This window comes from Corynebacterium sp. KPL1824 (assembly GCF_000478095.1).
Classification (GTDB): Bacteria; Actinomycetota; Actinomycetes; order Mycobacteriales; family Mycobacteriaceae; genus Corynebacterium; species Corynebacterium accolens.
The window spans coordinates 497,980-510,336 of the sequence record NZ_KI515749.1 but is presented as its reverse complement, the minus strand read 5'-3'; the positions used below and the strand labels follow the sequence as shown (position 1 = coordinate 510,336).

At 53.5% G+C, this 12,357-nt stretch carries 8 protein-coding genes; 3 read left to right on the top strand and 5 right to left on the bottom strand.

Annotated features, from left to right (window positions below; translation table 11 throughout):
• Positions 1-120 precede the first annotated feature (120 nt).
• Both HMPREF1267_RS02360 and HMPREF1267_RS02355 read right to left on the bottom strand, forming a co-directional pair.
• Entirely contained in the window at positions 121-3,615 is a 3,495-nt protein-coding gene (locus tag HMPREF1267_RS02360) for a DNA-directed RNA polymerase subunit beta (protein WP_023016723.1), read from the bottom strand.
• Between the two features lie 375 nt (positions 3,616-3,990).
• Complete coding sequence (locus HMPREF1267_RS02355; protein WP_023028269.1) at positions 3,991-5,004, bottom strand: DUF3068 domain-containing protein; 1,014 nt, start codon at positions 5,002-5,004, stop codon at positions 3,991-3,993.
• Between the two features lie 367 nt (positions 5,005-5,371).
• On the opposite strand from HMPREF1267_RS02355, the gene HMPREF1267_RS02350 reads away from it, so the two are divergent.
• From HMPREF1267_RS02350 to HMPREF1267_RS02340, 3 genes are all read left to right on the top strand, one after another.
• Positions 5,372-6,367 carry a RimK family alpha-L-glutamate ligase gene (locus HMPREF1267_RS02350; protein ID WP_023028268.1) on the top strand — a complete coding sequence of 332 codons (996 nt, stop codon included), beginning with the start codon at positions 5,372-5,374 and terminating at the stop codon, positions 6,365-6,367.
• A gap of 148 nt (positions 6,368-6,515) precedes the next feature.
• The gene (locus HMPREF1267_RS02345; RefSeq protein ID WP_232215094.1) at positions 6,516-7,421 is read left to right on the top strand and encodes a SagB/ThcOx family dehydrogenase; all 906 of its coding nucleotides are present in this window, start codon (positions 6,516-6,518) and stop codon (positions 7,419-7,421) included.
• Between the two features lie 90 nt (positions 7,422-7,511).
• The gene (locus tag HMPREF1267_RS02340) at positions 7,512-8,696 is read left to right on the top strand and encodes an MFS transporter (RefSeq protein WP_255343673.1); all 1,185 of its coding nucleotides are present in this window, start codon (positions 7,512-7,514) and stop codon (positions 8,694-8,696) included.
• Positions 8,697-8,703: 7 nt separating this feature from the next.
• Here the strand turns inward: HMPREF1267_RS02340 and HMPREF1267_RS12625 are convergent, their stop codons facing one another.
• From HMPREF1267_RS12625 to HMPREF1267_RS02330, 3 genes are all read right to left on the bottom strand, one after another.
• Positions 8,704-9,057, bottom strand: coding sequence for a HigA family addiction module antitoxin (locus tag HMPREF1267_RS12625; protein WP_232215093.1), 354 nt, complete (start codon positions 9,055-9,057; stop codon positions 8,704-8,706).
• A 595-nt stretch (positions 9,058-9,652) separates the two neighbouring features.
• On the bottom strand, positions 9,653-10,342 hold the full coding sequence (locus tag HMPREF1267_RS02335) for a helix-turn-helix domain-containing protein (protein ID WP_023028265.1): 690 nt from the start codon (positions 10,340-10,342) through the stop codon (positions 9,653-9,655).
• Between the two features lie 337 nt (positions 10,343-10,679).
• A complete protein-coding gene (locus tag HMPREF1267_RS02330; RefSeq protein WP_023028264.1) occupies positions 10,680-11,801 on the bottom strand; it encodes a hypothetical protein in 1,122 nt (373 codons plus the stop codon).
• Positions 11,802-12,357 lie beyond the last annotated feature (556 nt).

The window sequence follows — 12,357 nt, the reverse complement described above, 5'->3', positions numbered from 1 at the left end:
TTTCATCCTCGTCATGTGAGGAATTGATGGCTTTTAATGAATTAATCTTTATTGCCCGCCCGCGGCGGCCCCGGTGTTAAACACCGGAACCGTGCATTCCGCAGTGGACCGAGAATCTATTTAGGCGATGTCAGCGGAAGAACCCTCATCGCGGGACAAGTTAATGCCAAGCGATGGGCTATCCATGTCATCGTCATCAGAGCCAGACAGCTCCATCGGGGTGCCGTCAGTGGAAAGAACCTCCACGTTCAAGCACAGGGACTGCAGCTCCTTGAGCAACACCTTGAAGGACTCAGGGATGCCCGGATCTGGAATATTGTCGCCCTTCACGATGGCCTCGTAGACCTTCACGCGGCCTACCACGTCATCGGACTTGATGGTCAGCAGCTCCTGCAGGGTGTAGGCAGCGCCGTAAGCCTGCATTGCCCACACCTCCATCTCGCCGAAGCGCTGGCCACCGAACTGAGCCTTACCGCCCAGTGGCTGCTGGGTAATCATGGAGTAAGGACCAGTGGAACGGGCGTGAATCTTCTCATCGACCAAGTGGTGCAGCTTGAGCATGTACATGTAGCCCACGGAGATGGGGTACTTGTACGGCTCGCCGGACCGGCCATCGAAAAGCGTGGCCTTACCGTGCTCGTTGACCAGTACGTCGCCGTCGCGGTTCGGGCGGGACGATGCCAACAGGCGCTCGATCTCGTGGTTGGTAGCACCGTCGAAGACCGGGGTGGCGGTCAGGGAATCCGCTGGGACATCGTAAAGCTCTTCCGGCAAGGTCTTGAGAAGCTCGGCGTTAGCCGGATCCTCGGTATCGACCTTCCAACCAGCGTGAGCCAACCAGCCCAAGTGCAGCTCAAGAACCTGGCCGATGTTCATACGACGCGGCACACCGTGAGTGTTCAGCAGGATGTCCACCGGAGTGCCGTCCTCCATGAACGGCATATCCTCTGGCGGCAGAATCTTGCCCACAACACCCTTGTTGCCGTGGCGGCCGGCCATCTTATCGCCGTCCTGGATCTTGCGCTTTTGCGCAACGTAGACGCGGATCATCTCGTTGACGCCAGGTGCCAGGTCGTCATCGTCATCGCGGGAGAAGCGAGCAACACCAATGACCTTGCCCACCTCACCGTGCGGAACCTTCATGGAGGTATCGCGCACCTCGCGGGCCTTCTCACCGAAGATGGCGCGCAGCAGGCGCTCTTCCGGAGTCAGCTCGGTCTCACCCTTCGGGGTGACCTTACCCACCAGGATATCGCCGGCACGGACGTCAGCACCGATGCGGATGATGCCGCGCTCATCGAGGTCGCTCAAGACGTCCTCGGAGACGTTTGGAATCTCGCGGGTGATTTCCTCAGCGCCCAGCTTGGTGTCACGAGCATCGATCTCGTGCTCCTCAATGTGGACTGAGGTCAGGATGTCCTCTTCCACGATGCGTTGGTTGAGGATGATGGCGTCCTCGTAGTTGTGGCCTTCCCACGGCATGAATGCAACCAGCAGGTTGCGGCCGAGCGACATCTCACCGTTGTGGGTACCTGGGCCATCGGCCAAAACCTGGCCGGCCTCTACGCGCTGACCCATGGAAACCAGCGGGGTCTGGTTGTAGTTGGTGCCCTGGTTGGTGCGCTCGAACTTGCGCAGGATGTAGGTATCGCGCTGGCCCTCATCGTCCATGATGGTGATGACGTCAGCGGTGACGTTTTCTACTACACCGGCCTTTGGCGTGATGACGACGTCGCCGGCGTCATAAGCAGCGCGCTGCTCCATACCGGTACCCACCAGTGGGGCCTCGGAGCGAACCAGCGGGACCGCCTGCTTCTGCATGTTCGCACCCATCAAGGCACGGTTAGCATCGTCGTGCTCCAAGAACGGAATCATGGCGGTACCAACGGAGACCATCTGACGCGGGGAAACGTCAACGTAGTCCACACCGGAGGCATCGGTCACTCCGATGTCGCCCTCCTTCAGGCGGACCTCGATGCGCTCGCCGATCAGGCGGCCTTCCTCGTCCTGCTCGACCTCAGCCTGAGCAATGGCGAAGCGGTCCTCCTCATCAGCGGTGAGGTACTCCACCTGGTCCGTAACCTTGCCGTCAACGACCTTGCGGTACGGGGTCTCGATGAAGCCGAAGGGGTTCACGCGGGCGTAGGACGCCAGCGCACCAATCAGACCAATGTTCGGACCCTCGGGGGTCTCAATCGGGCACATGCGGCCGTAGTGCGAAGCGTGGACGTCTCGCACCTCAATGCCGGCGCGCTCACGGGACAGACCGCCTGGGCCCAGTGCGGACAGACGGCGCTTGTGGGTCAGGCCGGACAGGGAGTTGTTGTGGTCCATGAACTGCGAGAGCTGGGAGGTACCAAAGAACTCGCGGATAGCAGCAGAGACCGGACGCACGTTAATCAAGGACGTCGGCGTGATGGACTCAGCGTCCTGGGTGGTCATGCGTTCGCGCACGACGCGCTCCATGCGGGACAGGCCCACGCGGACCTGGTTCTGGATGAGCTCGCCCACGGTGCGCAGACGACGGTTACCAAAGTGGTCGATATCGTCGGTGTTCAGCGAGATCATCTCGCCGTTTGGCGCCTTCATCTCACGCTCGCCCACGTGCAGGCGTACCAGGTACTCCAGGGTGACGGCGATGTCTTCTTCGGTCAGAGTCATCAGACCGTCGTGGTCGCCGCCAAGGCCCAGCTTGCGGTTGGCCTTGTAACGGCCAACCTTGGCAAGGTCATAGCGCTTAGCGCGGAAGAAGGAGTTATCCAACAAGGACTGCGCCAGCTCACGGGTAGGCTGCTCGCCCGGGCGCTGCTTGCGGTAGATCTCCAGCAACGCTTCATCGGTATTGGATACACCGTCAGATTCCAGGGTGGACATCATGAGCTCAGAGAAGCTGAAGCGCTCCCTGATCTGCTCCTCGCTCCAACCCAGCGCCTTCAACAGGACGGTTACCGGCTGGCGGCGCTTGCGGTCAATGCGCACGCCGACGGTATCGCGCTTGTCCACGTCGAACTCCAGCCAAGCACCGCGGGAAGGAATAATCTTCACGGAGTGCAGCGGGCGTTCGGTGGACTTATCGATGGAACGATCGAAGTACACGCCCGGGGAACGCACCAGCTGGGAGACGATGACGCGCTCGGTACCGTTCACGATGAAGGTACCCATATCCGTCATGATCGGGAAGTCACCGATGAAGACGGTCTGCGACTTAATCTCTTGGGTGTCGTTATTAATGAACTCTGCGGTCACGTACAGCGGCGCGGAGTAGTTGATGTCCTTTTCTTTACACTCGTCGACGGTGTTTTTCACCGGCTCGAAGCGAGGCTCCGACAAGGACAGGGACATATTGCCCGAGTAGTCCTGAATCGGCGAGAGCTCTTCGAGGATATCCTCAAGGCCACTCGTCACGCGTGCGTTATCGCCGCGCTCAGCCTGCTCACGCTCGCGCCATTCCGGCGAGCCGACGAGCCAAGCAAAGGAATCGAGTTGTACGTCAAGGAGGCCCGGCAGGGCGATAGGCTCGCTAATTTTTGCAAACGAGTATCGCTTCGGGGCTCCGGGGATATTGGCCACTGACTTGGTCTGGCGGGAGACTGCCAAGATGGGTCCTTCCAGCACCTCACGCGGATTGCTACTCGCCCTGGCCGACGAGCAGCAAAACCGCTGGTAATTTTAGCATTCGGTCTGCTGTGGAGTGTCTGGGTTCAGAATGCACAAAATCACCTTGTCAAGTCGGTTTTGCCATCACCAACCCGAAAGGCTAAATGTGCACCGAAGCTCCAGATTCCAGCGCAACGAATTAGTGTATAGGAAAAACTCAGGTATGTAAAGACACACCACTCTTAAGGCTTTTTCTTTCCGCGCTAGGGGGCAAGCTCTCGCTCGCCGCTGCGCCAACGCGGCAACAATGTTGCGCCAGATCTAGTGGGGCAACCACAAGCACCGTACCACTAAAAACTCATTCCACCGCAACCCGAACCGCGCTTAATACTCTTAGCTGACACTTTCGCTAGTCATTTCGCTGGCGCTTTTCTTTCCGCGTCGGCGCACATGCTTGTTTTTACGGTCGTAAATTCCCAGCGCCCCAATGACTCCAATAAAGGTGAACACGATACCGATACCCAGTGCCGCCCACCGCGCAATCTCCGCCACGCGGTTGCGTGGGAACGATTTCGCTTCATCAAGTAGCGCCGCGCGGGACTCCTCTGAGGTGGAACCATTAAAGACGAATGCTCGCTCGCGGCCTACGCCCTCTCGGTCCGCGTAGTAGTCATCGATATCCATGTCCATGCCCACCACCAGGCCGGTAGCTTGGTCGACGTAGAAATCCGTACTGCCCGAGTGCATCAAATAACCAGGTTCGTGTCCCCCATCTTCCTTGGGGAAAGAGGTGGTATTGCCATCGGCGGCATAAAGCTGCGCTACGTTTGTTGGCTCGATTTCCTGGTGATACCGATACACCGTACGGCCATCTATTTCAGTTTCTTCTTCAAAGACCGCGTCCACTGCCTTGCGCAATGTGGGGTCAAAGACTGGGTAATTCGTCTTTTCCGCATCCGCCGGGAATTTTAGCCAGTACCCATCGACAGCAACCTTCTCCTCAGGGCTGGCCAAGGTATGGCTCAGGCTGGCCTCTGCCTTTGCCTCACCGCTCAGGCGGTCAATGGGATAGGTCCACACCTGCGCTTGGCTTAAATCATCGAGTCCTTGGCCATCGCCGCGCAGGCGCGTCTCCCCTATGCGCAGCGTCGCAGTACCTTCATCCGAAGGCTCTTGGATGCCCGCATTGATCTGGTAAGTCATCGGCCCGGAATAGGGCGACGTTCCATTCTTATTGACCACTTGGGAATCCGCGGACTCATCCTTAAGAGTCCACGTGGTGTTTTTGAGTTCCAACGGCAGCCGCGGCGAGAAATCCAAAAACGTCGGCGCCGCTACTCCGGCGGCCACCAGCGCAACGCCGAGGCCGAGCAGGAGGACGGAGAAGATGCGGGACTTGGGCAGCATGGTGGCTCATCCTACCGACTCGTTTGTTCAAAACACACTTCCTGAAACGAGATATAGAACTTTTGTAGGATACCCGGACCCAAAAGTGCTCATGTAGATTCTAATTACCGCAAGTAATGCACATCACACTACCGGGAGGTTTTACCTTGCACCACACAGAAGTAGCACCGCGTCTCAGCGCTCAGACAGCACGGGAGATTCTAAACCAGACAGAACACCCCACACCACGACTCAATCACAAGCTGGACGCCTTTGTTAATGATTACAAAATCAAGGCAGCAAATCACGACGTAAAAAAGGACTTTTAGCTACCCCCTGTGGATGCAAGCCCCTCAAGCATGCACCCACAGGACCCCGCCATATATCTATGACGATCCTTATAGACAAAAATATCACCATAAGACTTCAAGGCCCAAGCAACGATTTTCAGCGAGAATTCCGCCACAATCACCCCGAATCGCTTCCATCAAAAAGTGTAGTCTTCATAACCCGCCAAGATGACCGAGAATGTGACCTCCTGTCGCTGATTCTCGCCAGCCAAAACATTGGAATCGTACGAATTGACAGCGACGGCGAACTCAGTAAAGAGCTAATACCAATAGATAACTTCGGAAGACTGGTTACGGAACATGGCAACACCACGGTGGCAGTAGCTTGGATCCGCCATTTTTCACGCGAATCTATAAAAAATGTATTTTGCGTTAAAGAGGAAATAATTTATATCAAAGATCAGGCAATATCCTACATACAAACGCTTGAAGAGATTGCTTTATTTAGCGTAAACCAATTTTGTAACGCTCGGTCACGGCTTGCACAAATTCAGCTCGCCAATTCTATTGGGCTTACTACCCCTCAAACGTCAATTGGATATGAAGCGGCGTTTCCCTTTTCAATTGCCAAACCGATTGGCCCCCACTGGGTAGAACCGACTCCGGGAACACTTCTTGGAGCTATGCCTAAACGTTTGAAGCTAGATCAATCAACTCGTGATGAGCCGGTACCTCTCCTATTCCAGAAGTATATGAACTCAGAGTATGAGCTCCGCTGCTACGTAATCGACCAAGAAGTTATCGTTTTCCGAGTATCAGGATATGACAATGCAGACGACCTGTGGCAAGAGAACAACGGCGTGAGCGTATCTCTATATAAATCTACCCAAAGATTAAAAGATATTCTAATTGAATACTCCCAACTATCCGGTTGTAATTTATGTGCCATCGACCTCCTAATACAAGGAGGTGACCCAATATTTCTTGAATGTAACGTTTGCTTCGATTGGCTATTCTACGAAGACCGAGCTGGCACGAATCTCGTCTCCAACGCCATTGCTAGATATTTACAAAGGACTTTAAACGATGCTTAGAATAGCGACAGTGGGCCATTTTCGGTTCAAGGGACCGTATCTCGTTTGGGACAACCCTCTAGAGCAAACTCAGACAATCTTAAACCAGAAGGCAAGGGAGGAACTCTTCCGCTTATTAGATAGTCAAACTATTAGTGGAGTAACGGTCGTGTCTAGCGAAGATTCATTTCCGGAACTCCAGAACTTAGGGGTACTACAGCATTTTTCTAATGAACCCCCCAATACCGAATGCACGGTTCTAGATATGTGGCCCGATACTCCTCCGCTCGCGCGCGACTACGCATTTGCCAGCGGAGTCCGTTCCGACGAGACAATCGCTCAACTAGATGAGCATCACCAGCATTTAAGGGAAAAACTCGCGCTCACCGGCCCACCGCATCATCTATGGGAGAATCCGATTTTCGCCAAGCAAGAATTGAACCTTCCGCACGGCGAGACAATAAGCTACACCAGAAGCTTCAAATCTGTTTTGAATTCTCGAAAATCTGCACGTTTTACGAATACAGAGCTAAAATCAATTAGCCTTAGGTCACTAGCATCAATCCTTTACGATTCCGCAAGCTTTTCAAAGCGCCCAACAACAAACGAACAGAAGTCCGGAAACATCCATTTTCGTTCGGCCCCATCTGCCGGAGGATTGTGCTCAACCGAGCTCATTGTCCGCGTTAGTAGATGCGATTCAATCGACGATGGTTATTATTTATACCACCCGAAAAACCATTCCTTACTGTTTCTCAATCATCTAGAGCCCTATAAGGAATGGAAGACCGCGGTTGGGAAACAATCGCATGTCGTGGATGCCCCAATACATTTTATTACTGTTGGTAATCCTCGAGTCATATCCTGGAAATACGAAAGTCTAAACTCGATTCGAACGCTCTGGCTAGAAATTGGGCACCTTAGCCAAGTTATTCAAATGGTTGCTACAGCCACTGACCACCTCTCTCGGGGCATTTCTCTCTTTCGGGAAGACATCATCGCTGACAACGCGGGACTAGATTGGCGATCTTTCCTCTGGGGCATGCTAATTGCAGTTGGGCCTAGGGACGACTGAGATGGCTTTGTTATAGGAGGAGCATTGAATATAAATGAAGTTGATCGCACCAACCCAAGTGATTTTAGACTATTCCTGTGGTCTGACCTCGTGGCTCAGATAGCCGGGGTAGGAGCCGGGCTTGCTATTCCGGTAGTCACTCTACGCTTGAGCGATAGCCTTACCCTTGCTGGACTGTATGGAACCATCACCGGAATAGCTGCACTGGCAGGCGGAATCATCGGCGGCTCTCTTGCGGATATGTGGCGCCGCAAGCCACTCATCATTGTGACCAACGCTCTAGCCGGGGTACTCAACCTCGCGTTAGCGGGTCTCATCCTATCCGGAGGTTTCTCCCCCATGGTCTTCGGTGCGCTTCTCGGGAGCATGATGTTCTTTTACCGGATAGGTCAAGCTTGCTCCGACCCTTGCCTGCCCCAGCTCGTTGAGGAAGAACAGCTCGCCTCCAAACAAGGGCTCATCCAAGCACGTCTGCAATTTGCGGGACTCATCGGCCCCACTGTGGGCGGCGCGCTTCTAGAAGTCAATGTGGCACTGCCCTTCGTGTTTGTCGGTCTGGCAAATATCCTCACCATTGTCTTCTTCCTCTTCATCAGGGCTCGCCTAGACCCCACAAAGAAGGCAGAGAACAAGCTCCTACGCACGACGAAGGAAGGCTTAGCCATCGTGGCTCGCGCGCCACTACTTCGCGGGCTCATTGCCATGCAAACACTGTCGAACTGCGCAATTAACGGCTCGCTGTTCATGGCGGTCCTCATACTGGAGGAGGGGAATAACCCTGGATGGGTAACGGGACTAGCCCGCACGTCCATAGGCCTCATCGGGATTGTGGGGGCTTTGTCGACGGGTTGGTTGCAGAAGAAGTTCTCCTTCGCCACCCTTCAGGTAGGCACATGCGCCTGGGTTGCTGCATCAATCGCCTGTGGTGCCCTGCTCAGCCCCAGCCTGTTGATGATCATCCCCTTAGGGCTGTCTGTTCTTACAGCCCCAGCCGCCGGCGCGGTAACCTATGCCGCACTCCACAGGCTTCTGGCAGAAGAAACTTTTGGCCGAGTCACCAATATCCAAATGAGCACCGTCGTTTCACTCTCTAGTGTGTGGTCGACCCCGCTGGCCGCATTGTCTCATCGCTGGACCTTGACCACTGGTTTGTGGGCCAATGCGCTCGCCGGGCTCCTCGCTATCGGGCCCGCCCTTATCTTTGTGCGCCGAGCCGATCGCGCCCTTGCGCAAGCAGACGCGAGGGAGAAAGGGAATTCCCCTAGCCACTCATGAGCGCAAGTCAACTGTTCCTATGAATGAGACTCGGCTTCTTCTTTGTGATTCCACGGAATGATGGCGCTGACATCACTGGTCTGGCGAGTTTTCCACAGATCGTATTCCTCTTGAGTCCGAGCCAGAACTCCGCGGAATTCCCAAAGTAGGCCGACCAGCGCAAGGCCATATCGGCGCTGATACCGAGCGCACCGCGGGTGATTTTGCAGACTTGAGAGCGGGTAGTGCCAATGTCGTTGGCCAGGCGATACTGGGTAATTCCGCAGGGTTTGAGGAATTCTAGGAGAAGAATTTCTCCGGGATGCGGAACGGGAACAACATCAACATGAGTGCGTGCTTCAGTGGTAGTCGATAAAGTCAACGCCAACAGCTCCTTCGGGGGCCTAAACGACAGGATGTGTTGGTGAAGTTATATGTTTAGCCGGTCTGGCGTGCTGGTATTAGGATTATTTCACTTATCCGGAGGGATAACGCAGCCTCGGACCTGAAATACCGCCGGGGGCATGCTGATGTGCTAGGCGCCGAGGTTCACGATGAATGGATGAGTAAGAATCATCCTCGATGCCCCGTCTGTAGCGGGGCCTGCACCAAACACGGAACGACGAGTACTGGGCGTCAACGCTGGCGATGCCGCATCTGCAAAGCCACCTTCACCCGCACCAATGACGACGCAGTTCAAGCAAAATGGTTCCGCCTTTTCATCAGTTGGCTCACCTCAGGCCGCAGCCTGGCAGAGACCGCTAAAACCTGCGGTGTTTCAACGCGAACTCTGCAACGACGCTTCACATCTTTCTGGCTCATCCAACCTCCCCGAAGCGTTGCGACCGGCTATTTGGTAGCAATGTCGTGACTATCTGGTAGCGCTTTAGTAGGTATCCGGTAGCAGCTCACAACGCTTAGGGTGATACTTCCGGTAGCCGCACCACTCGGGTGCGGCGCATACTGGAAGGAGTCCGTCATGACGGATTACCGTGTGGTGATGACGCTGCTGATACAGCAGGGTTACGTCCACTAGTGTGGTGTAACGCTTGAGGTTTGCCGAAGGTGGCGAACGCTGCGGCCAGCACAGCGCGCGCATCAGTACCGTTTTCTGGCAGAGCGAACGCTGTGGTTCCGACATCGAATCTGCTGGCATCATCGATGATCTGGTAAATCGTGACATGTGTGTGGGCGTGGTCAAAGAGGCGATAGACCAGTGCATCGATCTGCCAGAGTTCACCGACGAGATCGCGGGCGAAGCGCTTATAGGAGCTGCGTGGCCGTTTGCGGGCGTTGGCATCAACGAATCCCAGCTCATGGAGCCACGAGGCGATTGTAGAACGCGACGGTGTGAAATCTGGACCTACGGTGTCGAACAAGAAGTAGTAGATCGACCAGGGCCCATAATCCAAGCCTTGCTCCATCAACTGTTGCCTGGCGTGGACGACTGCGATTTTGTCGGTCTCGTGGAATTTCTTAATAGGATTCTTCGGGGCAGTCGAATCCGGCACAATGCCTGCTCGACCCTTCTGCGCTATGCGGTTTTTGATGTTGTGGTACGTCTGCCGCGAGATTCCCAATTCTTTGCAAAACTGTGTGACCGTCTTGCCGTCACGAACGGGATCGAAATCTGCGACCTTTCTACGCTTATGCAATGGAATAGCCATCCGGCTATTCCACCGCCGCAAACGTCCAAAAAGTCACTAGCCATCACAATTCTAGAGCACATCCTGCCGATGCGAAGCGCCCTAAGTTTCGTATCGAGACCCTGTCTTAACTTCCATTTCCAGAATCTTCTGTCCACTTCAACAGGAGTTCGTTATCTCGAGCTCTTGTGGAGGGCCTACCCATACACAACGATGGGTGGGTCCGTCCATTGAAGTACTCCGTTGGGCTACGTTTTCCGACGGAGACAAAGGCTCCGCTGCAAACCCAATTTTAGTTGTCCGGAAAGGGTACGACAAAGCAAAAGTTCAAGTTTGCCCTGCGGGAGCAATACGATGACTACCGGTTGATTACACCGTATATATTAGCCGCAAATAACTGCGCTAACCCGGCACCAAAAGAGGATGATAGGGAAAATATTGCTACTATCAACGCTCTATTGTCGTCCGATCCTGCGTTATATTGCGTATCCCAAGCAACTACAGTCGCAATCGTCTGCCCTGTGTGAACTAGAACGATAACAATCACCATGACGAGGAAAAATGGAATCAGTGCTATGGAGAACAAAATAGCGGTTGACAAGATCGAGAAAGCAACTATGCCGATTCCGATCGCTATGGCAATACGAGCCCTATTCGTCAACTTATTAAACACTCCATCGGTATTGGAAATCATTTTATGGATCGCGTTATTTATTAAGATTCCCATAATTGAGGAGAAGCCAAGAAGCCAAGACGCTTTATTTCCCCATAGACTAATAGCATAGGGAGCAATTGAACTACTTACAGCGACGACAGAAAACGATACGAGGAGAGCTAACCACAACTTCCAATCGTTAAACGAAAGTGCTTTCCACATCGAACTTAGCTTTTTCGTTTCCCTTTCGGTATCTGGGACTTCCGAGAGCCTAAAAGTCGAAGCAGCACAGAGGCTGTACGCGACAATGCCACTGCAAGCTATCAGAAATTCCATCCGAAGCTGCGCCAGAGCCCCAAGGGAAACTGTTATAGCCCCCAGGAAGACGACTGTTAGAGTCATGGTCCGCAGCTTCGCCTTAAATTCAAGTAACTTTTCCCTACTGAGGTACAAAGGGGGAAGCGTCCCGCGCAGAGGAGAGACAAGCCTCCCAAGGAAGAAAAGGAGGAGGATACACCCAAAGATGCTTCCTGCATTTTTTGGAGCGAAGCCTAAATAGGCGTAACACAGAATTTGCAAAACTTGGACTCCGGCCAACAGCCTCACGGCACCGAACAGGTCTGCCATTCTTGCCATCACTAACGACGTAATCGTTCCCAGTGATATCCCTAGTCCTACAGCGCGCATACTGTCACTTGCACTTAGGAACGATATTTCTGCGGTATAATACCCGATACCAGCAGTGAAAAGTGAGGTTGCGAAAGCATCACATATCACATTCAGCGATATCCAAAATTCGGGTCTACCTTTAATCTGAACCTTCATTTGAAACCCGCTCTTATAAATCCCGCTAAGACCAGCTGACCGGCTCCCTCACTATCCAGTTACTTTGTATTTTATCTAAATACCTGATTACTGAACTTCCATTCCAAGATACCTCGAATGGATTCTCATAAAAGGAAACACGACATCTCAGCATTGCGCTGCTGAATATAAGACTGTATAGCATTTTCGGATCGCCAAGACAAGAGCATTGATAAATAGTCTTCCGATATAAATATATTTAGGTTCACTTATAGATAACTATTAGAAGCTCTTCCGCATTTTATACCAAGTGCGTATATTAGGGTCGTACGTACCGAATCAGTTTCAAATACGAACTACGGGTACATCGGCTAAACTACAGGTTTCCTGCAAATCGCGGGTACATCGTAGAGCTATCTATTGGTTGGGCAGCTAATTCTTTATTATTAACGGTTGGGCCGAAGTAGGTTTCGAAGTCGAAGGGATAGACCGTACCCAGTGTTTCAGCGTCGGCCCCGGTGATTGTAGACCACTTCAATCCGGTAGGCCGCAGCCAGACGATCAAGTCCGGAATCCT